At 40.2% G+C, this 25,984-nt stretch carries 26 protein-coding genes and 2 pseudogenes; 16 read left to right on the forward strand and 12 right to left on the reverse strand.

The features are described 5' to 3' along the window. Positions 1-180 precede the first annotated feature (180 nt). Positions 181-975 (forward strand): phosphotransferase family protein, encoded by a 795-nt coding sequence (locus ELQ35_RS03045; RefSeq protein WP_126863366.1) that lies wholly within the window; start codon positions 181-183, stop codon positions 973-975. On the opposite strand, the gene ELQ35_RS03050 is transcribed toward ELQ35_RS03045, so the two are convergent. Further along, positions 963-1,241, reverse strand: coding sequence for a YtzH-like family protein (locus tag ELQ35_RS03050; RefSeq protein ID WP_126863397.1), 279 nt, complete (start codon positions 1,239-1,241; stop codon positions 963-965). The genes ELQ35_RS03045 and ELQ35_RS03050 overlap by 13 nt on opposite strands. A gap of 234 nt (positions 1,242-1,475) precedes the next feature. Here ELQ35_RS03050 and trmB point away from each other — a divergent pair, with 234 nt between their 5' ends. After that, positions 1,476-2,114, forward strand: coding sequence for a tRNA (guanosine(46)-N7)-methyltransferase TrmB (gene trmB, locus ELQ35_RS03055; protein WP_126863367.1), 639 nt, complete (start codon positions 1,476-1,478; stop codon positions 2,112-2,114). 113 nt (positions 2,115-2,227) lie between these two features. Here trmB and ELQ35_RS03060 read toward each other — a convergent pair whose 3' ends face one another. Both ELQ35_RS03060 and ELQ35_RS03065 read right to left on the reverse strand, forming a co-directional pair. After that, positions 2,228-2,434: a hypothetical protein gene (locus ELQ35_RS03060; protein ID WP_126863368.1), complete on the reverse strand. Its 207-nt coding sequence runs from the start codon at positions 2,432-2,434 to the stop codon at positions 2,228-2,230. A 118-nt stretch (positions 2,435-2,552) separates the two neighbouring features. Continuing rightward, the gene (locus ELQ35_RS03065) at positions 2,553-3,773 is read right to left on the reverse strand and encodes an ATP-grasp domain-containing protein (RefSeq protein WP_126863369.1); all 1,221 of its coding nucleotides are present in this window, start codon (positions 3,771-3,773) and stop codon (positions 2,553-2,555) included. Positions 3,774-3,941: 168 nt separating this feature from the next. Here ELQ35_RS03065 and ELQ35_RS03070 point away from each other — a divergent pair, with 168 nt between their 5' ends. Beyond that, a complete protein-coding gene (locus ELQ35_RS03070) occupies positions 3,942-4,985 on the forward strand; it encodes a YheC/YheD family endospore coat-associated protein (RefSeq protein WP_126863370.1) in 1,044 nt (347 codons plus the stop codon). Positions 4,986-5,030: 45 nt separating this feature from the next. Here the strand turns inward: ELQ35_RS03070 and ELQ35_RS03075 are convergent, their stop codons facing one another. Continuing rightward, positions 5,031-5,348, reverse strand: coding sequence for a PepSY domain-containing protein (locus ELQ35_RS03075; protein ID WP_126863371.1), 318 nt, complete (start codon positions 5,346-5,348; stop codon positions 5,031-5,033). A 191-nt stretch (positions 5,349-5,539) separates the two neighbouring features. On the opposite strand from ELQ35_RS03075, the gene ELQ35_RS03080 reads away from it, so the two are divergent. Beyond that, positions 5,540-6,613 carry a M42 family metallopeptidase gene (locus ELQ35_RS03080; RefSeq protein ID WP_126863372.1) on the forward strand — a complete coding sequence of 358 codons (1,074 nt, stop codon included), beginning with the start codon at positions 5,540-5,542 and terminating at the stop codon, positions 6,611-6,613. A 147-nt stretch (positions 6,614-6,760) separates the two neighbouring features. Here ELQ35_RS03080 and ELQ35_RS03085 read toward each other — a convergent pair whose 3' ends face one another. After that, positions 6,761-7,201, reverse strand: coding sequence for a YtoQ family protein (locus tag ELQ35_RS03085; RefSeq protein WP_126863373.1), 441 nt, complete (start codon positions 7,199-7,201; stop codon positions 6,761-6,763). Between the two features lie 445 nt (positions 7,202-7,646). On the opposite strand from ELQ35_RS03085, the gene ELQ35_RS03090 reads away from it, so the two are divergent. The 5 genes and pseudogenes from ELQ35_RS03090 to murC all read left to right on the forward strand — a co-directional run bounded on the left by ELQ35_RS03090 (position 7,647) and on the right by murC (position 14,267). Further along, on the forward strand, positions 7,647-7,958 hold the full coding sequence (locus ELQ35_RS03090; RefSeq protein ID WP_126863374.1) for a thioredoxin family protein: 312 nt from the start codon (positions 7,647-7,649) through the stop codon (positions 7,956-7,958). 482 nt (positions 7,959-8,440) lie between these two features. Further along, positions 8,441-9,247 (forward strand): DUF1444 domain-containing protein, encoded by an 807-nt coding sequence (locus tag ELQ35_RS03095; RefSeq protein ID WP_126863375.1) that lies wholly within the window; start codon positions 8,441-8,443, stop codon positions 9,245-9,247. 509 nt (positions 9,248-9,756) lie between these two features. Further along, complete coding sequence (locus tag ELQ35_RS03100; RefSeq protein WP_126863398.1) at positions 9,757-12,315, forward strand: DNA translocase FtsK; 2,559 nt, start codon at positions 9,757-9,759, stop codon at positions 12,313-12,315. A gap of 158 nt (positions 12,316-12,473) precedes the next feature. Continuing rightward, positions 12,474-12,757: pseudogene (locus tag ELQ35_RS03105) on the forward strand (nicotinate phosphoribosyltransferase); the annotation flags it as partial. 211 nt (positions 12,758-12,968) lie between these two features. Continuing rightward, positions 12,969-14,267 carry a UDP-N-acetylmuramate--L-alanine ligase gene (gene murC / locus ELQ35_RS03110; RefSeq protein ID WP_126863376.1) on the forward strand — a complete coding sequence of 433 codons (1,299 nt, stop codon included), beginning with the start codon at positions 12,969-12,971 and terminating at the stop codon, positions 14,265-14,267. A 94-nt stretch (positions 14,268-14,361) separates the two neighbouring features. Here the strand turns inward: murC and ELQ35_RS03115 are convergent, their stop codons facing one another. Then, positions 14,362-15,477: an aminopeptidase gene (locus ELQ35_RS03115; RefSeq protein WP_126863377.1), complete on the reverse strand. Its 1,116-nt coding sequence runs from the start codon at positions 15,475-15,477 to the stop codon at positions 14,362-14,364. Between the two features lie 294 nt (positions 15,478-15,771). Here ELQ35_RS03115 and ELQ35_RS03120 point away from each other — a divergent pair, with 294 nt between their 5' ends. The 6 genes from ELQ35_RS03120 (at position 15,772) to ELQ35_RS03145 (ending at position 20,352) form a co-directional block, all read left to right on the forward strand. Further along, on the forward strand, positions 15,772-16,281 hold the full coding sequence (locus tag ELQ35_RS03120) for a DUF948 domain-containing protein (protein ID WP_126863378.1): 510 nt from the start codon (positions 15,772-15,774) through the stop codon (positions 16,279-16,281). 61 nt (positions 16,282-16,342) lie between these two features. Then, positions 16,343-16,909, forward strand: coding sequence for a YtxH domain-containing protein (locus ELQ35_RS03125; protein WP_126863379.1), 567 nt, complete (start codon positions 16,343-16,345; stop codon positions 16,907-16,909). Between the two features lie 117 nt (positions 16,910-17,026). Continuing rightward, on the forward strand, positions 17,027-17,356 hold the full coding sequence (gene ytxJ / locus ELQ35_RS03130) for a bacillithiol system redox-active protein YtxJ (protein WP_126863380.1): 330 nt from the start codon (positions 17,027-17,029) through the stop codon (positions 17,354-17,356). Between the two features lie 171 nt (positions 17,357-17,527). After that, entirely contained in the window at positions 17,528-18,535 is a 1,008-nt protein-coding gene (locus ELQ35_RS03135) for an ABC transporter substrate-binding protein (protein ID WP_126863381.1), read from the forward strand. Positions 18,536-18,551: 16 nt separating this feature from the next. Beyond that, positions 18,552-19,574 carry an ABC transporter permease gene (locus ELQ35_RS03140; RefSeq protein ID WP_126863382.1) on the forward strand — a complete coding sequence of 341 codons (1,023 nt, stop codon included), beginning with the start codon at positions 18,552-18,554 and terminating at the stop codon, positions 19,572-19,574. Next, entirely contained in the window at positions 19,558-20,352 is a 795-nt protein-coding gene (locus tag ELQ35_RS03145) for an ABC transporter ATP-binding protein (RefSeq protein ID WP_126863399.1), read from the forward strand. The genes ELQ35_RS03140 and ELQ35_RS03145 overlap by 17 nt, the downstream gene beginning before the upstream one ends. Before the next feature lie 181 nt (positions 20,353-20,533). Here the strand turns inward: ELQ35_RS03145 and ELQ35_RS03150 are convergent, their stop codons facing one another. From ELQ35_RS03150 to ELQ35_RS03175, 6 genes are all read right to left on the reverse strand, one after another. Beyond that, positions 20,534-20,809, reverse strand: coding sequence for a hypothetical protein (locus tag ELQ35_RS03150; RefSeq protein ID WP_126863383.1), 276 nt, complete (start codon positions 20,807-20,809; stop codon positions 20,534-20,536). Positions 20,810-21,475: 666 nt separating this feature from the next. Continuing rightward, positions 21,476-21,745, reverse strand: coding sequence for a YolD-like family protein (locus ELQ35_RS03155; RefSeq protein WP_126863384.1), 270 nt, complete (start codon positions 21,743-21,745; stop codon positions 21,476-21,478). A 326-nt stretch (positions 21,746-22,071) separates the two neighbouring features. Further along, on the reverse strand, positions 22,072-23,052 hold the full coding sequence (locus ELQ35_RS03160) for a TraB/GumN family protein (RefSeq protein WP_246025950.1): 981 nt from the start codon (positions 23,050-23,052) through the stop codon (positions 22,072-22,074). A gap of 84 nt (positions 23,053-23,136) precedes the next feature. After that, the gene (locus ELQ35_RS03165; RefSeq protein WP_246025951.1) at positions 23,137-23,844 is read right to left on the reverse strand and encodes a hypothetical protein; all 708 of its coding nucleotides are present in this window, start codon (positions 23,842-23,844) and stop codon (positions 23,137-23,139) included. Positions 23,845-24,021: 177 nt separating this feature from the next. Continuing rightward, a complete protein-coding gene (locus tag ELQ35_RS03170; RefSeq protein ID WP_126863385.1) occupies positions 24,022-24,507 on the reverse strand; it encodes a small multi-drug export protein in 486 nt (161 codons plus the stop codon). Positions 24,508-24,569: 62 nt separating this feature from the next. Next, the gene (locus ELQ35_RS03175; protein WP_126863386.1) at positions 24,570-25,175 is read right to left on the reverse strand and encodes a TetR/AcrR family transcriptional regulator; all 606 of its coding nucleotides are present in this window, start codon (positions 25,173-25,175) and stop codon (positions 24,570-24,572) included. Positions 25,176-25,733: 558 nt separating this feature from the next. On the opposite strand from ELQ35_RS03175, the pseudogene ELQ35_RS03180 reads away from it, so the two are divergent. After that, a pseudogene (locus ELQ35_RS03180) lies at positions 25,734-25,979 on the forward strand (recombinase family protein); the annotation flags it as partial. Positions 25,980-25,984 lie beyond the last annotated feature (5 nt).

Here is a 25,984-nt window from a genome sequence, read left to right on the forward strand (position 1 = left end):
TGAAATCGCATTTGGCGAGTAAAAGTGATAGGATGGGTTATGTGGGTTTTTCCTATTAGAAAATCGTGATATTACTTGACTAAGAAACGGCTATTCAACTAAAATTTAATAAGATAGCTGTTGTAAAATCGTCAATGGCTGTCTTTTTTATTTGATGCGAAGAAATTGAAGGTGACACTTTTGGAACATTTATTAGGTCAGGAGTGGGAAATAGTTCCCGCTGGAGGAGCTACCGGAGAAGCCTTCATTGCCCTTAAAGATAAAGAGCAGAAACTTTTTCTGAAACGGAATACATCCCCCTTTTTGGCGGTTTTGTCAGCCGAAGGAATCGTCCCTAAGCTTGTATGGACAAAGCGCCTTGAAAATGGGGATGTAATCACTGCACAGCATTGGTTAAATGGAAGAGAGCTTTCCCATCAGGAGATGAATGAAGAGCAGGTTGCAAAGCTGCTCCAGAAAATTCATAAATCCGAGCCATTGCTGTCTATGCTGAAAAGATTGGGAAAGTCTCCTTTAAGGCCCGAAAGTATATTGACACAAATAGAAACAAGCCTTGACCAGGATGTTGTTAAGATCCCGGCAGTAAATCAGGCCGTCGCCTTTTTACAAAATCATATACTGCTGGTTGAATGTGATGAACTGGTTGTCTGCCATGGCGATGTGAATCACAATAACTGGCTGATATCAGACGAAGAAGCATTGTTCCTGATCGACTGGGATGGTGCTATCATCGCCGATCCAGCCATCGATCTTGGCGTTTTGCTGCATTCCTATATACCAAAAAAGGATTGGCGCGCATGGCTGGGCCGGTATGGCCGGACCCTTGATGCCGGGCTGGAAATGCGGATGAAATGGCATGTGATTGCCCAGGCGCTGTCTTCGATCCAATGGCATAAAGACAAAAATCGTTTAGAGGAAATGGACCGCCTTGTTCAACATATTCATTCAATCCTTCAAGACGATCAGGAAAGCTGATCGATATCATCGACCCATCCGGACAGCTGGTTTTTATGAGCCGTGATATGTGCATCCAAACTAGATGCATTGATTCCATCCTGGCTATATCGATAGATTTCTTCCAAAACTGTTTTTACATTATGATTAATTTCAGTATTAACCATTAACGATTTTACCAGCCGTTCCACCTGCTCGCATTCTGAAATAGATCCGTAAGCGTCACTTTGTTGATTGCTTAATATATCTTTTAATAAAGAAACTTGATCCTGGTGAGAAAGCGGCATTTGCGCACACCCTTTCTTAAGAATGATTACTGTCTTTTTTATAGTGTGATTAGTGGACACATTTATACTCCCAATTGTAATAAAAACCGTCAGCACTTATCATGCGGCGGTTTTTTTGATGGAACCATTGCCTGTAAGAAAGTCCGGATTCAAGGTTCACTAAGACGGTCCTTGCAGGTATCGCATTTTCCATGGTATGGTGTGAAAGATATAATTAAAATAGGGGTGTCATCAATGCGTTTAAGGAATAAACCCTGGGCTGAAGAAAAATTAGCTGACTATCCAAAATATGTGATTCAACAGCCAAAAAGCCACAAAGGGCAATGGAAAGAAGTATTTGAAAATAACAATCCGTTATATATAGAAGTAGGAACGGGTAAGGGCCGTTTTATCACAGAAATGGCAAAGGCACATCCTGATGTTAATTTCATTGGAATCGAACTTGCCAAAAGGGTGATTGTTTCGGCACTTGATCTGCTTATTGAGGCTGATTTGCCAAACGTGAAGCTGATGAATGTAAATGCCAATGACTTGCATGGGTTTTTCGCGAAGGGCGATGTATCAAGGGTGTACTTAAACTTTTCTGATCCTTGGCCGAAAAATCGCCATGAAAAACGCCGTCTGACATATGAAACATTCTTAAAGGTCTATGAGAGCATCCTTCCAGAAAAAGGGGAGGTTCATTTTAAAACGGATAATCAGGGATTATTTGAATCCTCGCTAATGAGCATTTCACGGTATGGTATGCTGCTGACATATGTAAGTTTAGATTTCCACAATAGTGATTATCAAGGAAACATTATGACGGAGTACGAGGAACGATTCTCGCAAAAGGGAAACAGGATTTACCGGCTCGAAGCGCATTTTCAATAATATTCATTTAGCTGTTTCTTTATAGAGAGCAATGAAAAAATAAAGGCTCATTACCAAAAAGCTAATGGAGGAAAAAGAATGCGGAGTCCCTGATAGGGACTCCGCTAAAATGGTTAGTCTTTATAGTCGTCATAGTCTTTATAATCGTCATAGTCTTTATAGTCGCCATATTGATAATTAAAATCTCTTACATCAAAATTACCGAATATTTTTTTAATACTAGAAATAATTAGTAGCGTTCCTAATGTTTGATTTATGTTAGAATCAGGTGCTAGATCCATTATTTCTTGATAATTGCGAAACACTTTTTTTTCTCTCATTAACGTATCTCCCCTAAATTTGTTATTTTGTCCATATATACAAATATGCATTTTTGGCGTGGCTTGCTTGGATAGATGCCTCGTAGGAAACAAAGAATTTTTTCATGCTTCGGAATGTCTATATCGGTTCAAGGTTAAACTGGATTTGCTTAGCTGCTTCCTGAGCCGCTTTCTTCGCTTCTTTTTCAACATCTGAGGAAGCTAATACGTATCCGTAACGGTCACCCATGGATAATGGGGGGCGGAGTATCTTTCCCTGCCGCGGTTTTATAAAAACTTCTTCAACTCCAGGATATCTTGAAGCACGAGCCACACCTGTCACATTAACCAGCCTTCCTTCGGATTTTACAGTTATATAATGGACATATACGGACTTACTATGTTTTCTAGTAAGATTGGGTGTATTCCCCAGGAATAACTGAATCGTTTCTTCTATCAAGTTAATTCCATATCCGACCTCAATGATGCGATTCATCGCACCTCCTGAAATCCGCGGGTTGACTTCAATTAGTTTCCATTCTCCTTGTACGAAACGCATTTCAAAATGGCAAGCACCATTTTTCATTCGAAAAGCCTGCACAATCGCATTCACTGTTTCGTAAATATCATCATATACTTGTTTTTTTATATCTGATAATAAGCTATAACCCGTTACGATAAAACGTTTTTGAAAGGTAATTTCCTGTTTAATAACCGCGACAATATGCACTTTACCATCATGAACTAATGTTTCAATTAAATACTGAGGGCCCGTTAAATATTCCTCCACTAAAATAGGTGTGTCTTCATACTTGTTTGATAATCTTTTCATCGACATTCTTAATTGAATTTTATTATTCGCCAATAGAACATCTTTTGATCCTGCTGAGACAGGTGACTTTACAATTAACGGTAAATGCCCGGTCTGTTTGTGGATAAAAGTTCTTAAGGAATCGTTTGGTGAATAAATAGAAAAGTAAGGCGACATAGAAAAATCCTTAAGGAGGTTTCGTGTTAACACTTTATCTTCCATATTCAGAATAGAATGGGATGAGACAACACTCGTACAGAATTCTTCGGCCAAAGTTGCTGCCAGATGAACATAAGGGTCTATAAAACTTAGAATGGATTTGATTATATTCCCCCTTTTTTCCAACTTAATGATGTTTTCTTTTAATAACTCGTAATTCGACAAATCTGTGAAAATCATTTGATGTACGTCAGGAAATTCTAACCTTTGCTGCACAAATTGTTGTTTATCAGTTAATAACACTGTGAAAAAACCAAGACGCTCCGCTGCTCTAATCGCTTCTCTGGTTGACCCTGATTTATTAGTACCTACAAAAATAATCGTGTTCATAATTTATTTATCCCACCCAAATATGCCAATTTTTTCACTGTCTGCATAAGGTAGGATATAAATTTAGGACAATAATGGTTCTTGAAAAACAGAAAAATAGGAATACAAAAACGCCCCTTTTAATATTTTTATGTAAAGGCATTATAAAAAAGGTGGGATATAGCAGTTATGACCTTAATTGGCATGCTTCATCATCGAACTGATCCGCAAAAAGTGAGAAAAGCCTATGCCTATTCCGTTGTTGCAAAGGCTGAAGGCGTGAACTTTTTTTACTTTACGCCAGGAAAAGTCAATATCGATACCGAAACAATCATCGGAAAAGTTTATGAAAACGGTGAGTGGATAGATAAAGAATTTCCTTTTCCTGATGTGATTTATAATGCGCGTTATCCGGTAAGTGATAAACAGGACGATATTATCCGTTATTTATACAAAAGGATCCCAGTTACAAGTCATTACGTCGGAGATAAATTACATGTATATCACAAAATAAAAAGAGGAAAGGATTTTGAACAATACCTGATACCTACAGATGAGTTAACTAATACCAAAAAATTGACTGACATGCTTGGCCTTTATCAAAAAGTAATTATTAAACCAGCGTCTGGACATCAAGGCGAAGGTATTGTTTTTATTGAAAAAACCGGAAAGGGAACATACACAATTAATGAGTCAGGGCAAATCTCAACATCCAATAAAGAGGAGATGCTAAACTTGGTGTCTCAAAAAATGAAAGAACGAGAATATGTAGTCCAACGATTTCTTACTTTTCAAATGAAATCGGGTCAGGTATATGATTTCCGTTTGCATGTGCAAAAAAATGGGGAAGGCAAATGGACTATTACCTCTATTTTTCCACGGATAGGTCCAATTGGTACGATTACATCAAATATGGGTAGCGGCGGCTATACCGGTTTCTTTGATGAATTTTTACAAAAAGAGTACAAAAATGCCTGGTATGATATGAAACGAAAGCTTGAGCAGTTCTCCATAAGTTTTTCCAACCACTTTGATAATTTATATGATGATGTATCGTTTGATGAATTAGGCATCGATGTAGGCGTCGATGAGGATCGAAAATTGTGGGTGATTGAAGTAAATTGGAGACCAGGTCCGCCTGTCATATTTAATTGTGAATTGGATGTTGCCAGGAATGCAGTCCTATACGCTAAATATTTGGCTGAAAAGAAAAAGAGGAAGCCTGCCAAATGATGGTGTAAAAACAGGTGGCCCTATAGGGCCACCTGTTTTTAGGTCTCAGATGTTTTTGTGTGTGAAGTCGATTACCGTGCCTGTGGAAGCATCAGCAACAAATTCGAATTGCTCCCGCTTGCCCTCGTTATGGCGGGTAATGCCGCCTCTGTACACCTGGTAATCCAAATCGAATTTTTCATAGGTTTCCGGTTTCATGAGGATCCAGGAACCATAGATTTTGCCATCTTTCTTGACAGCGGATTTAACATTTTCCAGCACTTTTTCAGGAGAAGGATTACCTGATTGTTCCCATATTTGTTTTCCAGCATATCCTGCGGCGAATCCCGCTACCGCACCGAGCAGCAAGGTTTTCCAATTCATACTTATTCCCCTCCAAAATAGTTATTGAATAATCTTCTTCTAGTATACAAAAGAATAAAAGGATTGACTAACAACAGGAGTTATTTTTTAGCACCGAAAGATCAACCAGTTAAAGAATAGTAACCGACAATAATTTTCTGTAAAATAAAGATGTACATAAAATCGTTTTGATTAAGGGGCAGTGAGATGAATTGAATCAGGAAACGTTAACACTATTTAAGACTTTGACGGAATTGCCTGGCGCACCCGGAAATGAACATGCTGTTAGAAAATTCATGCGATCGGAGCTGGAGAAGTATACAGAAGAAATCGTCCAGGACAATCTGGGCGGAATTTTTGGCGTCAAAAAAGGAGATTCTGAAGGACCGCGGGTTCTTGTCGCTGGGCATATGGATGAAGTGGGTTTTATGGTTACATCAATAACAGAAAACGGAATGATTCGTTTCCAGACTCTGGGCGGTTGGTGGAGCCAGGTGCTGCTGGCCCAAAGAGTACAAATCATAACGAACAACGGCCCGGTCGTCGGTGTGATTGGTTCTACACCGCCGCATTTGCTTGAAGAAGCCCAGCGTTCTAAGCCGATGGATATCAAACATATGCTGATCGATATTGGTGCTGATGATAAGCAGGATGTGACTAAGATAGGTGTTAAGCCCGGCCAGCAAATTGTCCCTGTTTTTCCGTTTACCCCGATGGCAAATAAGAAAAAAATCCTTGCTAAAGCATGGGATAATCGCTATGGATGCGGTCTGGCGATCGAGTTGTTGAAAGACCTGAAAGATGAAACATTGCCGAATACCTTGTATTCAGGTGCGACTGTCCAGGAAGAAGTGGGGGCAAGAGGCGCCGAAACAGCTGCTTTTATGCTTAAACCTGATATTTTCTTTGCGTTGGATGCCAGTCCGGCAAACGATATGTCTGGAAATAAATCAGAATTTGGCCAGCTTGGCAAGGGGGCCTTACTGCGTATTCTTGACCGTTCCATGGTGCCCCATAACGGCATGCGTGAATTTATTCTCGATACCGCTGAGTCGTACCAAATCCCTTACCAGTATTACGTTTCCCAGGGCGGTACGGATGCTGGAAAAGTACATCTCGCAAACGGAGGAGTACCGAGCGGGGTGATCGGCATATGTTCCCGTTACATTCATACCCATGCAGCGATGATCCATGTGGATGATTACGCCGCAGCACGCGAGCTGATTGGCAAGCTTGTAAGGGGATGTGATAAAACGACAGTGGCAAGTATCAGAAATAACGGGTGAATGATTGCTGGCTTTCGGAATTAGTTAAACTATACTGGAAGGCCAGCTTTTGTATGAAAATGCTCATAGGCCAATATGAATATAAAAAATGAAAGCTGCATAAAAAATCCTTGTCAGGATAATAAGCTGACAAGGATTTTTTCGTTTTTAATCAAAGATATAAGACAAGACTTTTAAAGCCTGGTTTACGGATTCAACCGTAACATTCGCTTTGCGGGAAAGCTCTTTTAGCGGATGATGCAGTTCCTGCGGCCGGATCAGGATCAGCGGTTTTCCGAGAGATACGGCAGCACTTGCATCCATTGCTGTATTCCACTGTTTATACTTCTCGCCGAACAGGGCTATGATAAGATCTGATTTCTTCATAAGCAGCTCGGTGCGAAGATTATTCACACTGGAAGCCGAAGCATCTTTCAGGATGCTCGAAGGCTGGGAGCCTAGGATTTCTTCGCCGATATTGTCTGAACGTTCATGGTCTTCCATCGGACCGACAAAATCCAGCGGAAGCTGCAATGCTTCCACTTTTTCCTTCAATTCATTCCTCCAATTCGTATGAATTTCTCCTGCTAAGTAAACGGTCATTTTCATAATAACGCCTCCATACTCATTTGATGTGTTTCTTATACTTAGTTAGTTTTCCTATTCTTTCATTCCGGAAACTTCTTTTTTGTGTTCATCGTTTTTTTGTTTGCCAGATTAAATTGGGAAACGACAGATTGGAACGGCAAAGCCGCGGCCTGCATCCCCTGCCCTGCTGATTCAATAGCAGCATTTAAGAAAATGAAATAATTACTATATTATATAATTTAATCCTCATCAAAACAATAGAAGTTTGATAGGAATAGGCTTAAGGTTGGAGTATCGAAAAAGTAATTGAACCGAAAAAAACGTTTGAAGCGGGTTAAATGATGAAAGACTCGGATTTCAAGTTGCATTATTGGTCTGGTTCAAGCTTGTCTGGTATCATCAAAATAGTATTTGCTAACACTAGCATTAACGATTAAATGATAGAGATGATGAGGAGAGAATAGAAATGAAACAATTGGAATCAATGGAACAATTTGATGAAATGAAGAATACAGGCAAGCATATCTTTTTATTTTCGGCAGATTGGTGCCCTGATTGCCGTGCGATAGAACCTGTCCTTCCTGATATAGAAAGTAATCATACGGAATATGATTTCGTATACGTCGACCGTGATAAGTTCATTGATATATGCTCGGCCAATGATATCTTTGGAATCCCAAGCTTCCTTGCTTTTGAGGATGGCAAAGAATTAGGACGTTTTGTCAGTAAGGACCGTAAAACACAAGAGGAAATTGAAGATTTCATTCAATCATTATAATGGGTTCACCCCCGTCAACCGATGGGGGCAATTTATCTTTTGATCAGTATAGACGTGGCGGGTGTTAGTCGACGTTCCTTTCTACAAGAAAAGAAAATAACTTTTTCAATGTGTACTGGTGTCTAGCGCAAGCAGCCTAGCCCCGACGCACAGGACGTGCTAGTGCCGACGAAGACATGAGGACGTGGCGGTCTTAGTCGGCCTCGAGGTCATAAGCCAATCATCTGATGGGGAGAAGATCGCTCCCCATACAGATGCTCGTCTTATGCTTGTCGGGGCTGAGCAAGGCGCTTGCGCTTTTCTACAAGAAAAGAAAATAACTTTTTCAATGTGTACTGGGTGTCTAGCTCCAGCGCCTAGCCCCTCGAGGTCATAAGCCAATCATCTGATGGGGAGAAGATCGCTCCGCATACAGATGCTCGTCTTATGCTTGTCGGGGCTGAGCAAGGCGCTTGCGCTTTTCTTTTAAGGAGGGACCAAATTTGAAAATGGATGGAAAGAAAATGAAGAACATTTTGAAGGAGCGGCTTGATTCGGATAACCGGACTTTCAGCTTTGATAGCAAAAAAGATGTCCTTCGTATCGAGAATGCTTTAACAGGCAAAGGAATCTCGATAGAATTGCCCGGGATTATTGCAAAATGGGAAACACTCAAGGAAAAAGCGATTGACGAAGTGGTTTATTATGTGGAAGAAGCATTGAAAGTAATGGGAGAAGAACAAACACTTGAAGGCCGGGAAAAACAGATCTTTCCGGTCATCAGATCTACTTCATTTCCGGATGAAGCAGCCGAAGGGAATCAGTTCCTTTTCGACGAGCACACAGCGGAAACAAGAATTTATTATGCGCTCGACCTTGGCAATACGTATCGCTTAATTGATCAGCAGCTGCTGAAGAAAGAAAATTGGCGTCCTGAGCGTATCCGCCAGGTAGCCCGATTTAACGTCCGTTCGCTTTCGGCACCGATCAAATCGGACACAGTGGCAGGCAATACGTTTTATTTCTTGAATACAAACGATGGATACGACGCAAGCAGGATTTTAAACGATGCGTGGTTAAGAGAGATGAAAGGAAAAATGAAAGGCACGATGGCCCTCGCTATTCCTCATCAGGATGTTATCATTATCGCAGATGTAGAAAATGATACAGGATATGATATACTAGCACAAATGGCGATGAGTTTTTTTGCCAGCGGGCATGTTCCGATCACGGCCTTATCCTTCCTGTATGAAGAAGAAGGGCTTGAGCCTGTTTTTATCCTGGCCAAAAACAAAAGCCGCAAGGAGTAAGAATAAACTGTTCTTTTCAATGATATTTTATGAGGAATGGAAACGATGCAGGGGGACTTTTTATTTATACAGCATAGGATATTGCTTGTATGAATAAGAGTTTATCCCTGTTTTTTTGTTATTCTTATGCCATTGCGTCTCATTTTACAGGACAAATGAAACGGATTAAATTATCCTGAAATAAGGTTCTGCGTTTACATATCTAGATATAGGGATAAGTAGGGAGGGAGGGACCCTCAGCAGGAATCCTCGACAGGGACCCATGATAATCGGGCTACAAACAACTAGTCAGGCAATGTTATCCAATCCTTACTCATATGGTCCCAATCTATTATTTTTGCTCGATATTTTGTGAAATACTGTTAAAATAAGAAAAGACTCAGCAATGAAAAGAGTGATATTTTTTGAAATGGCTAAAGAAACTGAAGAACTGGTTCCAGGATGAAGAAATCATTGAAATAGAAGAAATTATTGTAGACGAGCCAATTGATAAAGAAAAGCTAAAAACGATGGACTTTTCCAAATTAAAAGCAGAGTCCAAACCGACATATCTGCCGCGGCCGGCCCAATCAATGAAAATGAATGACCCGGATGCAAAGGTTCTATATCAATACCCAAAAGGGCAATTTAAGTTCCCTGTGATCCCAGACCGTGAACGTTTGAGAAGAAATAGGCAGGATGAACAACCCGTTCGTACTGCCGGAAAGAAACAAAAGGCGGAGCATCAAAAAAAGCATGAGACCAGAAAGAAAAGCAATTCCGCATCTGGAGAAGATCAGAGAGAAAACAAGCTGAAAAAGATACAGCCTTCCAATGTTCCGTTTCGGCCGACAGAGATTCCCTCTCCCATTTATGGATTTACACGGCCGGAAAAAAAGCCAACCGCAACAAAAGAGGCAGTAGAATCCCAGTTTGAGAATAAAATATCGATTCTGGAAAATGAACCTTTTGAAATACCAGCTATCTACCATAAAAATGAAGGCGAATTAAGTGAACCAAATCCCTCTTCTGAAGAAATTGAAACAGAGAGAAAGGAGACTATCGACAAAACGATTCCAGAAAACGGGGTTTTCTCCGAAGTCGCTGTTTCGGCACAGGCTCCTGTTTTACCAGCGGACACTCCTGAAACTGTGATAGCTGAAGCGGGAATGGAAATGGACACAAAGCTACAAACAGAAATTGATGCAGAGTTTCACGAAGATGAACGGGCTGTACCTGACGGAAGTTCTTTCTTTTCAGCTGAACTTGTGGATATCGATACGGATACCGAAGCCGTTCAGTTGAATGCAGTAGAGGAAAATCATGATTACTGGCATGAGGAAAGCGCGCCGGTTTCCGTCATAGAGGAGAGAGTTCCCGTGACCTCTGGTATCGAAAGCGATGTTTGGGACGAGCCGATCCAAGAACAAACAGAGAAGAGGGAAGATGTTTCCCGCAAAAAGCATATTCCCTTCAATGTGATGATGACAAAGCAGGACAGAGACCGCTGGATTCAATTACAAAGTGAGGCCTCTCAAAAAAAAAGCCTTTTTGAGGATGAAGAAGCCGGGGTTTATGAAAATGTAAGCACTGGAATGCAGCAGTCCGAAACAATCACGGAAAACAGAATCGAAGCGGTTAGTGATCATGATGAAGAACCGCCATTTTATGCGTTTCCTTCCATCGAACTGCTGACACCGCCTGCCTATGCCCAGAACGATCAGGAATGGCTCGAAGAGCAATCACAGTTGTTGAATGATACACTTAAGAATTTCAATGTCAGGGCAAAAGTAGTAAACGTAACTCAGGGACCTGCGGTGACGCGATTTGAGGTACAGCCGGAACCTGGGGTAAAGGTAAACAAGATTACCAATTTAACGGATGATATTAAATTAAGCCTCGCAGCGCAGGATATTCGAATGGAGGCGCCGATTCCCGGGAAACACACCATCGGGATTGAAATTCCGAACCGCAAGAGCAAACCGGTATTTTTGCGGGAGGTTCTTGATAGTGAAGCGTTCAAAAAAGACCGGTCACCGCTTGCGGTTGCGCTTGGCCTCGACATTTCGGGACAGCCGATCGTAACTGATTTAAAGAAAATGCCGCACGGATTAATCGCGGGTGCGACAGGATCCGGGAAAAGTGTGTGTATCAATACAATGCTGATAAGCTTGTTATACAAAGCAACGCCCCAGGAATTGAAGCTGCTGCTGATTGATCCGAAAATGGTCGAACTGGCACCCTATAATCGAATTCCCCATCTGGTTAGTCCGGTCATCACAGATGTCAAAGCTGCTACAGTGGCACTGAAATGGGCGGTTGAGGAAATGGAGCGCCGCTATGAGTTATTTGTCCATGCCGGTGTCCGCGATATCAGCCGTTTTAATGAATTGGCCGACAAAGCGGGGCAATATTCCGATAAACTGCCCTTTATTGTGGTGATAATAGATGAGCTCGCTGATTTAATGATGATGTCGCCGGCAGATGTGGAGGAAGCGATTTCCCGGATTGCCCAGAAGGCCAGGGCATGTGGAATCCATCTGATTGTCGCCACCCAGCGTCCTTCAGTAGATGTCATAACGGGGCTAATCAAGGCAAATATCCCAACACGCATTGCTTTTTCCGTCTCGTCTCAGGTGGACTCCCGCACAATCATTGACAGTGGCGGCGCTGAAAAGCTGCTCGGTAAGGGGGATATGCTCTTCGCTGAAAATGGATCGTCAAAAACGGTGCGCCTCCAGGGTACATTCGTAAGTGACGAGGAAATTGACCAAGTGGTAAACCATGTGAAAAATGAACAGGCACCTGCTTATTTATTTGAACAGGAAGAATTATTGAGCAAGGCACAGGTGACTGAAGAAACGGATGAATTGTTCTATGAGGCCTGTGAATTCGCGGTCAACCAGAGCGGAGCATCGGCATCAAGCCTGCAAAGAAGGTTTCATGTAGGTTATAACAGGGCGTCAAGGTTGATTGAGATGATGGAACGCCAGGGAATACTTTCGGAATCCAGAGGCAGTAAACCTCGTGATGTATTAATCTCCCAGGAGGAACTTGAATTCATTCTTGAAACATCGGGCGGAAATTAACGCTGGTATTCTACCTGCAATTGTTTAAAATAAGTAGGAGTATGATTATTACAGGAAATTAGGGGAGCTACTATGGATGAAGGAAATCCAATTGAAATTGCAGGGGGAAATCAAGAGGTTAACAAATAAAACCTTTAAATTTGATGAAAGAGTAAAAGATTGACGGCATTCTTTCCCGCAGAACTTCAGTGGCTACGAACGTATATAATGTCGTAAAGGCGGCAGCTCATTCAGGAATTCAAAAACCGGTTATTTTCATGGGTGACCGGGATGACCATTTTACACAGCAGGCCGGGGATGGATATGCTGCCTATATTGGGGGAGCTACTGCCCAGGCTACGCATGCCATGAATGAATGGTGGGGCAAGAAGGGTATGGGACGATGCCGCATGCGCTTATTCAGCTGTTCAATGGTGACATTGTGGCAGCATCGGATGCTTACCTCCTAGGAATTTAATGTTTGAAACGCACCTCACATGGCTGACTTACCGAATAAATGTTATAATGAGCTTTATTGGCTGGGAGTCTTAGTACAGCAAAGAAAAACATGCCATTGATGAATAAACCAAAAGCACAGATTGTTCATCGGTAGGCAAATAACAGAAAACGTCATATACTGTCATACAGATAGACGATTGGTGGAGGTTCTATTTATGACTGTTTACCATTTTGTTGGAATCAAAGGTTCAGGGATGAGTGCACTTGCACAGGTGCTGCATGATATGGATCAAGAAGTTCAGGGTTCCGATTATGAAAAAAGATTTTTTACACAAATAGCGCTTGAAAAGTCCGGAATAAAAATTCTTCCGTTCAGTGAAGAAAACATACAGCCGGGTATGACAATCATCGCAGGCAATGCATATCCGGATACACATCCAGAGATTTCAAGAGCGATGCAGCTTGGTTTGCCTGTAGTCCGCTATCACCGTTTTCTTGGAGACTTTTTGAAAAGTTTCATTAGTGTGGCTGTTACCGGGGCACATGGCAAAACGTCAACGACCGGATTGCTTGCGCATGTCATGGGCAGAACAAAGCCTACATCCTTCCTCATTGGAGATGGAACAGGCAAAGGGGTGAAGGACGCCGATTACTTTGTGTTCGAAGCATGCGAATATCGCCGTCATTTCCTCTCCTATCATCCTGACTACGCAATTATGACAAACATTGATTTTGACCATCCTGATTATTACGCCAATCTTGAAGATGTTTTCCAGGCGTTTCAGGAGATGGCATTGCAAGTGAATAAAGGGATCATAGCCTGCGGGGATGATGAACAGCTTCAGCGGATCCAGGCTAGAGTTCCGGTCATTTTCTATGGGTTTGCCGAAGAAAATGACTTCCAGGCAAGGCATATCACAACCTCTAAAAAAGGAACAAGTTTTGATGTCTATGTCCGGAATAATTTCTATGAAACATTTACGATTCCAACATACGGAAACCATAGCGTGCTGAACGCACTTGCTGTCATTGCTCTGTGTAATTATGAGAGTTTGGATACCGATGCCGTCAAAGCGCAGCTGTTGACTTTCAGCGGAGTAAAGCGGCGGTTCACTGAAAAGCCAGCCGGAAGCCAGATCATCATCGATGACTATGCGCACCATCCTACTGAAATTAAAGCAACAATCGATTCTGCCAAACAAAAATACCCTGAACGGAAAATCGTTGCTGTATTCCAGCCGCATACTTATACCCGGACGCAAGCATTCCTTGGAGAATTTGCCGAAGCGCTTAATTTAGCGGATAAGGTATATCTATGCGAGATCTTTGGCTCTGCCCGTGAAAACCAGGGCAAGCTTTCGATTGAGGATCTGCAGGAGAAAGTTCCAGGCAGCGAGCTTCTCAAGGAAGAAGCGACTGCTCCGTTATTGAATCATGATAACGCGGTCGTTTTGTTTATGGGTGCGGGGGATATTCAAAAGTTCCAGGTGGCCTATGAACAACTTATCCAATAATTTAAAAAACGGAAGTCCGCATTGTGGATTTCCGTTTTTTTGTTAAAAGGAAGATTAGTCGACGTTCCTCTGCAAGGCGCTAGCGCTTTTCTTATTACTTCAAGTTTTCCCGGTTTAACTTTTCCAATTCCCGGAGAACAAAACGGCCGTCCTTGCGGATCAACACGCCATCAAAGTAGATTTCACCACCGCCGTATTCCGGACGCTGGATATTTACCATATCCCAGTGGATGTTGGATTGGTTTCCATTATAGGCTTCATCGTAGCATTGTCCCGGTGTAAAGTGGAAGCTGCCATCAATTTTTTCATCAAAAAGGATATCCTGCATCGGATGGTGGATGAAAGGGTTCACACCGATGGCGAATTCGCCGATAAAACGAGCGCCTTCATCCGTATCGAAAATCTGGTTAATGCGCTCGGTATCATTTGCTTGAGCCTCGATGATTTTTCCATCCTTGAAAGTCAACTTCACATTCTCAAAAGTGAAGCCTTGATAAGGTGACGGAGTGTTGTACGTAATAATGCCGTTTACTGAATTTCTAACAGGAGCTGTGTACACTTCGCCATCCGGGATGTTTAACTCACCGGCACATTTTATGGCTTTAATACCTTTGATAGAGAATGTTAGGTCGGTTCCCGGGCCAGTGAGGCGTACCTTATCTGTTCTATCCATTATTTCAACCAAGCTGTCCATCGCCTCACCCATTTTTCCGTAATCAAGGTTGCAGACGTCGAAATAGAAATCTTCAAATGCTTCGGTGCTCATTTTGGCCAACTGGGCCATGGAAGAAGTCGGATAACGAAGCACGACCCACTTTGTTTTCGGTACACGGATTCCCAAATGGACCTTCTTGCCAATGGTATTCCCATGGATGGACGTCTTGTCAGACGGAACATCGGCATGCTCATTAATGTTGTCACCTGAGCGGAGTCCGATATAAGCGTCCATCTTGCTCATGACATTTGCCTCAAATTCGGCCATCATATTAAATTGCTCTTCTTTGGCGCCCATCAGTAGAGCACGGTTCACCTGTTGATCTTTCAATGTGACAAAAGGAAGGCCGCCTGCAGCGTAAGCTTCTTTAACAAGCGCAGTAACAAGTTCGCGCTGCAGGCCGAAGTTTTCAATTAATACCTTTTCCCCTTTTTGAAGCTTAATGGAATAATTAATTAGGTTCTTTGCCAGTTTTTCAATTCTAGGGTCTTTCATAGTCATTCCTCCGTATGTATATACTGTTAAACACATATATTGTAACCGATTATATCGTTTATTTTCACTATTATATTTCGAAATCAGAAATAATAATCATCCATCCTATTTGTTTAAATAACCACGCTTTTGGAAAATAATAATAAGAGAAAGCAAAACCTTTCTTTAAAAAGCAGGAATTTCAAGGGACAATATCGAAAAAATTAAGTACGTTTATAATAAAAGGGAATGGGTATTTAAAATAACAAGTCAAATACAACAAGATGTATTGGAACATTTACCGGAGGTGTCTGTATGGAAGTAATTTTATATCTAAGTGCTGCTATAGCAGCGATTGCCTTTCTTGTGCTAGTGGTTTTCCTATCAAGGACACTAAAATCACTTCAGGCCACGCTTGACAGTGTAGCACACACTTTGGATGGCCTTGAAAAGCAAATGCAGGGGGTAACCGTTGAAACAACCACACTCCTTCATAAAACAAACGTGCTTGCTGAGGATTTGCAAAAGAAATCTGAAAATCTGAATTCGGTAGTCCACGCGGTGAAGGATGTGGGAACATCCATTCAGAATTTCAATTCTTCGATTCAAAAGGTATCCAATAAAGTCCAGGCAGGAATTGACAACAACCAAGAAAAAATTTCCCAAATTGTTCAATGGAGCAATGTCGCAATGGAAATCCGCGACAAATGGAGAACGCGAAAAGACCAAAACCTGCCTGCTGTCCAAACAACCTCGATTGTCAAAACCGAGGAAGAACCAACAGATAATTTACCCAAAAAAAGATTTTTACGATCAAGGTACTAAGAAGAGCGCAAGCGACTTGTCAAGATCAAAATAATAAAACTATAAAAAAGGAGCAATTATTATGACTCAGAAAGAATATCAGGAATTCACAAGGGATTATCAGAAGCCTTATCAAGAAGACAGCAATTCCATTAACTCCAAGGATTTTATTATCGGAGCACTGGTTGGCGGGATGGTTGGTGCGGCTACTGCCCTTTTCATGGCACCTAAATCCGGCAAGGACTTACGAAACGATTTAAATGTTCAAGCCAAAAATCTATCCGAAAAAACAGAGAAGATCAGACAGGTTGCAATGGAAAAAGGAGGAAGCCTTGCAGAAACAGCCAAGGAAAAAACAAATGTAGTAACAGACATGGTAACGAATAAATCCGCTGATTTAATGACTAAAGTGAAGAGCATGAAACCAAACAGCGGCGAATCAGATTCTACTTTATCCAACGATGGAAGCGTCAGTGATTATTCTACGTCAAAAGCACCAACTACCGATTTTACCGCTGCTGATAGAGATATTTCGACGGCTGATGCAACTTCTTCCTCAAGTACGGTACCAGGCAAGAATGCTGCCCAGTTGAAGCTTGATGAAACTAGAAAAGCATTCGAAGAAACAGAAAACCAATACAATAAATAAGTTCCTAAAAAAGAAAGGGGCAAGTAAGATATTTGTCACAGGAGGCGGTGAAGTGGTAAGATGGCTTCACCGCTTTTATGTGGAATACTTTTGATGAAAATGAAAAGGGGAACAATAATGGCAGAAAAAAAGAAAATTGAAACACGAGAGCAGTTTGATGAGCTGGCAAAAAAGGAGAGCTTTTTACTTATCAAACACAGTTTGACATGTCCTGTAAGCGGCGCTGCTTTCGAAGAGTATGAAAGCTTCCTTGAAGACCATGGAGATATCAATACGGCTTATCTGGCCGTGCAGGAAGCCCGCCCGCTTTCCAACTATGTTGCGGAGACATACAATATCAAGCACGAATCTCCACAAGCCATTTTATTCAAAAACGGCGAGCCGGTATGGAATACTTCCCATTGGAAGATCACTTCCGATTCTTTGTCAACAGCATTAAAATCTTAATATTTTATAAGGAGCCTTCACCTTTCTTTTCTAGTAAGGGAGAAGGCTTTTTTTTGTAAAAACCCTACTGATTGGAGGTTAAAATTGTGGTGACAAAAAAGAAAGGTTGCTTTTTTAATTTTAATATATTAAATTTTTAGAATATAACAATACTATTAAGGGGGATTTCCTATGAAGAAAAAAATCAGTGCAGCATCATTAATCATGGCCGGGCTTATTGCTTTAGGAGGATGCGGCAGTGATGCTGCAAACAGCAATAAAGAAGAAGGGCAAACAAAGCAGTACAATATTGGTATCACACAGTTTGCGGAACATCCATCGCTTGATGCAGCGACGGAAGGCTTTAAAAAGGCTTTGGAGGAAAAAGGATTTAAAGAAGGAGAAAATGTGGAGTTTGCCACTCAGAATGCGCAGGCCGATCAAAATAATACACAGTCGATCGCGAATAACTTTGTGGGAGACAAGGTTGATCTTATTTTCGCGAATGCTACCCCAAGTGCGATTAGTGCATTGAATGCAACAAAAGAGATTCCGATCTTATTTACATCAGTAACTGATCCGGTTGGAGCAGGGCTGGTCGAAGCATTGGATAAACCAGGCAGCAATATTACAGGTACGACTGATAACCACCCTGAAGCAACCGGCAAAACCATCAACTTCATCACAAATGAAATTGAGGCAAAGAAAATTGGCGTTGTCTATAATGCCGGTGAACAAAATTCTGTCGTTCAGGTCGACCAGGTAGAAAAACTGGCAGAAGAAAAGGATGCGAAGCTTGTAAAGACATCCGTATCAACATCCGCGGAGGTTAAGCAGGCAACCGAATCACTTGTCGGCAGAGTTGATGCCATTTACATTCCAACCGATAATACGGTTGTATCTGCACTTGAGTCTGTCATATCTGTGGCCAACAGCAAAAAGATTCCTTTATTTGTCGGCGAATTGGATTCAATGAAAAAAGGCGCATTGGCTGCAAGCGGCTTTAATTATTACGATATTGGATACCAGACAGGGGTCATGGCGGCAGATATTCTTAAGGGAGATAAAAAGGCATCCGAGATACCGGTCGAACTTCCAAAGGACTTGAAATTAATGATCAATAAAAAAGCTGCAGAGGAGCAAGGGGTGAAAGTAAAACCGGAGTGGGAGAAAATCGGCGAATTTTTTGAAGGGGAATAGGAAGGGATGATCTACGATGTTTACTGCTTTGTTTGGCGCATTTGAATCGGGAATCATCTATGCCATTATGGCACTTGGCGTGTACTTGTCATTCAGGATTCTGGATTTTCCTGATTTGACAGTTGACGGAAGCTTCGTGACCGGCGCAGCAACGGCCGCGATTTTAATTGTAAATGGGGTAAATCCATTTACGGCAACAATCATTGCCATGTTAGCAGGGTTTGTTGCCGGTTGTTTGACAGGCATTCTCCATACGGTTGGCAAGATTAATACTCTTTTATCTGGAATTTTAATGATGATCGCCCTTTATTCGATAAACTTGCGAATCATGGGGAGATCGAATGTACCTTTATTGAACACGGAATCGGTATTTACTCATGTGAGTGATTTTTGGGGTAAAATCGGGATCGATTCCGCACTGAATAGTATGCTGGTGGCAATAGGACTTGGGGATAGCCTGCCCCGGACCTGGGGTATTTTGCTTTTTATGTTTGTGATAACCTTTGTGATAAAATTTTTGACAGACTTTTTTCTTCGCACTGAGATTGGGTTGGCGCTGCGGGCAACAGGTGATAACCAGAGAATGATCAGAAGCTTTGCAGCAAATACGAATGTCATGATTGTGTTAGGGCTTGGTTTATCGAATGCAATGGTGGCCCTCTCCGGTTCCCTGATTGCACAGCAAGGCGGCTTTGCTGATGTTGGAATGGGGATTGGAATGATCGTCATCGGCCTCGCGTCTGTGATTATCGGTGAAGCGCTGTTTGGCACAAAGACGATTGCTCGCACCACTCTAGCGGTCATTGGCGGCAGCATTATTTATCGTATCGTTGTCACGCTCGCACTTAGAGTGGAGTTCTTCGAGCCAGGTGATGTGAAAATGATTACCGCATTCATTGTGATTCTTGCCCTTGTACTGCCAAAGTTTATCGACGGCTATAAAGAACGGAAACGAAAAGGCCGCAGACAAGCTGAATACAGAAAAGCAGTTGGTGTTCCTGAAGAAGGGAATGGTGGAAGCAGTGCTTCAATTAAATAATGTCCATAAAGTTTTTAATGAGGGAACGCCTGATGAAAAAATCGCCTTGAATCATGTTAATCTTCAATTGAATCAGGGAGATTTCGTTACCGTGATTGGCAGTAACGGAGCGGGAAAGTCTACACTTATGAATCTCGTATCCGGAGTACTGCTGCCGGATGTAGGAGAAGTGAAAGTCGAAACAAAAAAGGTCACATATCTCCCCGAGTATAAACGTGCCGAAATGATAGGAAGGGTATTTCAGGATCCAATGGCCGGGACTTCCCCGACTATGACAATAGAGGAAAACCTGGCGCTTGCCTACTCCCGGGATAAGCGGAGAACATTGAAAAAGGGAGTGACCAAAAAAAGAAAAGAGTACTTCAAAGATGTTCTCGAAACTCTTCATCTTGGTCTGGAAAACAGGCTTTCGGCAAAAGTGGGTCTGCTATCCGGTGGAGAAAGACAGGCGCTTTCCCTGCTGATGGCAACCTTTACAGAGCCTTCGATTCTATTATTGGATGAGCATACTGCAGCTCTGGATCCATCACGGGCAGAGTTGATTACTTCGTTAACGAAAGAGATCGTAGAGAGATATCAATTAACGACGATCATGGTGACCCATAATATGCAACAGGCATTGGATTTAGGGAACAGGTTGATCATGATGGATAAAGGGCAAATTATTTTAGAAGTCGATGAGGAAAAGAAACGAACATTGACGATTGACCATTTGATGCAGGAATTTAAGAGCATTCGGGGAACAAGCCTGACAAGCGACCGGGCACTTTTATCGTAATGGCTCTGTTAAACTTTAGTGTTGATAATTGAACTAAAATTTGGAGAAACCCTAATAAATGAGGTTTCTCCAAAACTTAATAAAATTAATGCAATCTTTAGCTTAATAAGAACCCTTCTTGGTAGGGCTTTTATTCACTGATTTAACAATTTGTCAGACGCTATATTCCATAATGATTCTATTAATACTCAATTATATATGCACACAACGAGCCAACTAAAGATAAAAGTAAAATAAACAAAAAAATGTTAATTTTATATTTTCCAAATTCTCCCGTGATTTTGGAAAGGTGCGGCTCTAGGAATTTTACTCCTATTCCAATTAATATAAAAAGAATGATACGCACAAATGTATTACTATTAAATTCAACAATTATATTAGCAATGATAATTACAACACTTAACATTAATAATGCATTGATATTAAATTTAGCTTTTTTATCAGCAACAGTTTCCAATCCAATTTCCCCCTTTAATGCGAGTATATAATATAAATATATTTTGATGATGGGCAATAGGGTAAACCAAATGAAATTCCAGCAGGTGATGTGACTAGTGGTCATTTAGTTGGTTCTAGAAAATTAGTATATGGTCCAAGAACTGCTACTTTTGTCAATAATGTTACAAAGGGTGCAATTACAGGCATAGCGACTGCTGTTGGATATACATATGGTAGGGCAGGGGGAGCGACTATAGCCGGTCTTGCAACGAGTGTCGGTGAGTACGTTAATACAAAACCTACTTATTTGAAGATCCGTACATGGGAATCTTATAGTTCGTATTATAAACGTTATCTAGTAGACCATTATGCGACTTACTACACAAGCTCTTCATTTACAACCGTAAAAAAGACTTTTACAAGATATGACGTTCATAGAGTAGGCGCAACTATAGGACAGTAATTTTAATTAATAAAATGATTTCTACTACGCGCGTATTAATTCGGTTAATATTTTCGTTGACGTAATATGGTATATAACTAAGAGCTCCTATTAAATAGGAGCTCTTAGTTATTCACTGACATAGTCAGTTTTTAAAGAGGTGTTTCTCAAATTTCTTATTATTTTCGGTTCTTTTCTAACCTCTATTTAAAATGAGCACCCGGTTCTCTATGGGATATCTGTTTACATTCTTTCTGCAGCAGTGATGCTATCCAGTAATATGTATTCCATATCATCATTCTCCATGTCTATTCTTATCCGTTTAAGCTGATAATCCACTTGCCCAACAATTCCTGTGACCTCTTCAAAACACCAGTTTTTCCATAAGGTTAGTTTAATTTCTAGTGTGTAATTGTGGGAATCTCTCAAAACAATACCGATCTCTTCAAATGCCTGTTCATCCAATATTGGCTTTTCAATGTATTTTTGTTCCTCCCACAGATCACGCAGCATCTTTCGATGTTCCAGGGGATTATTTGGTAAAGGGGTACCGCCAACATTTTGGAAATTTTGTACGCTAACAGAATTTTGAGCCAATAAAAGTCGTATTCAGTACGCTAAGGAGCCCCTTTTAGTTGAAGAGGGCTTTCATATGAATATACAACTTATTTAACTAATTTCTTTTCATAGCAATTTCGTAAAAAGAAGACAAACTTGAATGTAACTCCTCCATTAACAATACTGTGCTAAAGTATTGTTTTGTAAGGTTTTTTTGTTCAAGATTACCTATAATGGATTTATAGTACGCTTTCTATTGGTGTATCTAACCTTATTTCGTATTAATAGATACGTTCAACATCGTATCCTTTTTCCTCGAGTTCGCTTAGGACACTCGGATCAATCACAGTGTGTAGAGATCCAATGATAGCAAAATAGGTCTGACCATTGTCACTTTGTAAAATTTCATCGAGTTTATTTGCCATATTAATATTACGATTATCATTTAACTCTTGTTGGTACTCTTCATCAACACCCTCAAAGCTATCTGATAACTGGTTAACAAGTGAATCTCTATTACTATTTCCATGCACCCAGTTATATCCTAATCGGTTTAACCAATCAGCTTGATCCTCATAGGCACCGATATAATCTTCAAGAGTTTCAACTTGTGTGTCCATACTAAAGCCAGTCAACATTTCATATTGCCCTTCAATCGTTTCTAATTCAATTATTTCTTTATCGTCTTCTAAGGCACGTTGAAGAAAATACAAATCAACCCCATACTCTGATGATAAATCACTTTCCTCTGCAACAAATTCTGTTAATAAACTTTCTACAAACCATGGTTGATATTGCTTAAAATCTTCCACGTTCATTCTGTGTGTTTCAAATATGTCTGAAAGCTTAGCATATGACTCCTCCGATAAAACTTCATCCAATGTCGTACCATCATCAAATAATGCCATCTCATTTATTTCTTCTTTAGTTATATCAACTTCAAACATATTAATTTCTGGAAGGATTACATCCGAGCTCTCATACGCTTCTTCAATTTCAGTCACAAGTGGGTAATAATCTTCATGACCTAAATGGACGCTACCAAGGACGTAAGCAGTGGTTTCACCATTAACAACTTTCCATAAGAACCCTCCATCTCCATCATAATCAAGTGCTGTTTCATTCGCTTTCTCCTCTGTATCAGTTTGCTGATTTAATTCTTCATTTTCTAATGGGCTACTATTGTTACTTGCACAACCAATTAGCAATACCATAATCAATAGAGAATAAATCAGTGATGTAAATTTTGACATATTATTCATCATTCCTTCCTTAAAATATCAATCTTTGTTTGACGAGATTTGATAGACTTAACCAAAATTAGGTTGTCTCTTTAAGAGACTGAATTAATCTCCCCCCAAACTGCTGCCCATTTCGATATCGATTAACCAATGACTCCGTAGCATAAGAGTCCGTTCTGTTCCAGCTAATGCCGCTGCAATACCAATCCAAAAATAAGTCCAAACTGATAGTGTGATTGGAGATACAAATGTGCCTATATTTTCAGAAACCCATGGAATCTCAGAGATTGTTTCCATTAGTTGAGGTACGCTTAGGGCTATTGATATTAATAAGATGACAACCGCCATTCCTCCGATAAAGGAGCTGATTTTGGGAAATCGTTTATGCACCCACATTCGAAAACCTCTAATCGAACGTTTATCTGGATATATTGTAAAGGCACCTTCTTGATCTGTAATATAATGAATTCGATTAATTCCGCTCGAACTGTTTGTTATTTCAATTACGCCATTATCTACTGGAAAAGCTGCTGGAAGCTTAGAAAAGGCAACATGTCTACCCTTGCGGTATAAATCAACGCTTGGCTCTTCTGCAAAATATCTTGATCGTATAGCGTAATTAGTGATTTTTCCATCAGTATCATTAGTTATTTCTATATGAAATAATGAGTGGGTAAATATATTCCATATTCGGTACTTTTTCAAAAGATGACCATCGCCCTCTTTAACTTTTTTCATTCTCCTACGACGTTTTCCATGACGACTAAAACGAAACATGGAATATACACCTTCCTTTATTATTTGTTTTTCCATAATTGAGTTAACCATATTAATACTTACATTCACTATTGTCTGCGCAGCAAATATGGAAGTGGGATCAACAAGTTGATTATACATTTTTTATTTTAACCGACTAATCAATTTTTATTATAAATATATCCCTATCTATTGTCATCTGTTTAGATAGAGCTTTTTTATACAAATAATAAATCACGATAAAAGATTTACTCCAGATACAGACAGAATACCAACAGCAACAGACGCTAGAATAATTGAAATGGTAATCCATAAACTTACGTAACTTTTGTTTACCTTTGCCGCTAAAGGAATACCAGCTGAAACATAAAATCCTATTAAGATTCCAGCTAAAGAAACGCCAGGAACACCATATTTCTCAAAATAGCGTCTTGCTTTTAAAGCACGCTTGCTTGGTTCTTTATCTTTTTTCTTACTTTTGACTCTAGAACGCAGTTTGCTGAATATCCATATAAAAGCCATTACACCTACCCAGTTTCCAATTGCTGCTGTTAAAATTACTGGTATAGAGGGGAACCCTAAAAGTATTCCCAAGGGTATTGCTCCATGAGCTTCAAAAAACGGGATTAAGGAAAGGATAAAGATACTTAATAATTGTAAAAATAAATTTCCCTCCAGACCTGGTAATAAAGTCAAATAATAATCTTGTAATTCTTGCATAAAGTTGCTCCTCTCATTTCTACTGTTTAATGCCACACGTGTCTGTAAAGTTTCGAAGATGGTTATTTAATCATTTTTAAAACGCTCTTAACCAACTTTTCACTGTAATCTTCAAGATTTAGCTTATTTTCATATTGAGGTAAAGACATCGACCCTGATATAGCACCCCGAATGACAATTGCAATCACTTGAGGATCAAAATCACCAAATTCTTTAGTTTCTTGTCCTTTGTAAAGAATCTCTTTCAACAAAACACTTAATTCATCTTCATTATCAGGATCAGTTTCTACCAGATAATAAGGGACATTGTCTGGTGTGCGACCATTAAAAACAATTTCAAGGAAAGCGATGTTATTTCCACGGTTTGTACCCTGATATGCTAAACTTGCTTCTATAAAAACCATTAATTTCTCCATATACGTTTGTTTCTGTTCTACTTTTTCTTTAATAAACGCTCGCTCTTGTTCAACCAAATACATCAACGTATTTCTCATCAAATCTTCCTTGCCAGAGAAATGATAAGATATAAGTCCTGTACTTATATTTGCTCTATTTGCTATTTTGGAAAGGCTCGTGCTGTGATAGCCAATTTCTGCTAAAATCTCTATCGCAGCTTTAATGACTTGTTCTCTCCGTGCATTAGCTATCAAATATTGTTTGTTTTCCATTTTTTAATCACCCACTTTCATATTATTAATCATCCATGTTTCATTTTGATTGACCAATCAAATTTATTGTATACACTTTTCTTATTCCTGTCAAGTGTTCAGTACAAATAAAGTTATTTCCTTTTAACAGCGAGAAGCCGCATTCTTCCGTTGAAAAAATGCCACTGTTTAATAAAAATAATTGTTTGTTTTTGATTCATACGCAAATATCACATAGTGACAATAAAGTTGTTTCTAAAGATCCCATTTTCCGTCTGAATGAAAAACCCATATACTAAGAATTTCTCTCTTCAGGGAGGGACAGTCTTCCAATATGTCACTACTTACCTCTATGGTAAATTATCAAACTTTATTTCAAAGCAATACTTTTTTGGAATAAGTTTTTATTAGTGTTTATAAAAGTACACTTTTACAAACGGGTGTTTTTTTAATATAATGGCTCTATTTTAACGTTCGTTAAAGTTTAAAAACATTTTACGAACGTTCTTTGTCTTGTATGCACTATTACGAATGTTTTTGGTAGAATAAGAGAGAGAAAAATAGAAGAGGGAGAAAAAAATGGATGTTCGTAAATTTGGTTACATAAGAGCCAGCAGCAAAGATCAAAATGAAGGACGACAACTTCAAGCCATTAAAGAAAAGGGGCTTGATGAACGAGATATCTTTATGGATAAACAAAGTGGGAAAAATTTTGACAGAGAACAATATCAACTATTAAAACGGATGATCCGGAAAGGGGATGTTTTATATATTCATTCACTCGATCGTTTTGGACGAAACAAGGAAGAAATTCTACAAGAATGGAATTG

This window comes from Peribacillus cavernae (assembly GCF_003989135.1).
In the GTDB taxonomy this organism is placed as follows: domain Bacteria; phylum Bacillota; class Bacilli; order Bacillales; family DSM-1321; genus Peribacillus; species Peribacillus cavernae.

Bases quoted from the DNA above. Each gene is read 5' to 3' on its own strand.
- ELQ35_RS03065 (WP_126863369.1), bottom strand. From the start codon at position 3,773: ATGAACACGATTATTTTTGTAGGTACTAATAAATCAGGGTCAACCAGA.
- ELQ35_RS03115 (WP_126863377.1), bottom strand. From the start codon at position 15,477: ATGAAAGACCCTAGAATTGAAAAACTGGCAAAGAACCTAATTAATTAT.
- ELQ35_RS03155 (WP_126863384.1), bottom strand. From the start codon at position 21,745: ATGCTGCGTGATCTGTGGGAGGAACAAAAATACATTGAAAAGCCAATA.
- ELQ35_RS03075 (WP_126863371.1), bottom strand. From the start codon at position 5,348: ATGAATTGGAAAACCTTGCTGCTCGGTGCGGTAGCGGGATTCGCCGCA.
- ELQ35_RS03060 (WP_126863368.1), bottom strand. From the start codon at position 2,434: ATGAGAGAAAAAAAAGTGTTTCGCAATTATCAAGAAATAATGGATCTA.
- ELQ35_RS03165 (WP_246025951.1), bottom strand. From the start codon at position 23,844: ATGGAAAAACAAATAATAAAGGAAGGTGTATATTCCATGTTTCGTTTT.
- ELQ35_RS03090 (WP_126863374.1), top strand. From the start codon at position 7,647: ATGAAACAATTGGAATCAATGGAACAATTTGATGAAATGAAGAATACA.
- ELQ35_RS03170 (WP_126863385.1), bottom strand. From the start codon at position 24,507: ATGCAAGAATTACAAGATTATTATTTGACTTTATTACCAGGTCTGGAG.
- ELQ35_RS03050 (WP_126863397.1), bottom strand. From the start codon at position 1,241: ATGCCGCTTTCTCACCAGGATCAAGTTTCTTTATTAAAAGATATATTA.
- ELQ35_RS03125 (WP_126863379.1), top strand. From the start codon at position 16,343: ATGACTCAGAAAGAATATCAGGAATTCACAAGGGATTATCAGAAGCCT.
- ytxJ (WP_126863380.1), top strand. From the start codon at position 17,027: ATGGCAGAAAAAAAGAAAATTGAAACACGAGAGCAGTTTGATGAGCTG.
- murC (WP_126863376.1), top strand. From the start codon at position 12,969: ATGACTGTTTACCATTTTGTTGGAATCAAAGGTTCAGGGATGAGTGCA.
- trmB (WP_126863367.1), top strand. From the start codon at position 1,476: ATGCGTTTAAGGAATAAACCCTGGGCTGAAGAAAAATTAGCTGACTAT.
- ELQ35_RS03100 (WP_126863398.1), top strand. From the start codon at position 9,757: ATGGACTTTTCCAAATTAAAAGCAGAGTCCAAACCGACATATCTGCCG.
- ELQ35_RS03160 (WP_246025950.1), bottom strand. From the start codon at position 23,052: ATGAATAATATGTCAAAATTTACATCACTGATTTATTCTCTATTGATT.
- ELQ35_RS03135 (WP_126863381.1), top strand. From the start codon at position 17,528: ATGAAGAAAAAAATCAGTGCAGCATCATTAATCATGGCCGGGCTTATT.
- ELQ35_RS03070 (WP_126863370.1), top strand. From the start codon at position 3,942: ATGACCTTAATTGGCATGCTTCATCATCGAACTGATCCGCAAAAAGTG.
- ELQ35_RS03140 (WP_126863382.1), top strand. From the start codon at position 18,552: ATGTTTACTGCTTTGTTTGGCGCATTTGAATCGGGAATCATCTATGCC.
- ELQ35_RS03175 (WP_126863386.1), bottom strand. From the start codon at position 25,175: ATGGAAAACAAACAATATTTGATAGCTAATGCACGGAGAGAACAAGTC.
- ELQ35_RS03085 (WP_126863373.1), bottom strand. From the start codon at position 7,201: ATGAAAATGACCGTTTACTTAGCAGGAGAAATTCATACGAATTGGAGG.
- ELQ35_RS03120 (WP_126863378.1), top strand. From the start codon at position 15,772: ATGGAAGTAATTTTATATCTAAGTGCTGCTATAGCAGCGATTGCCTTT.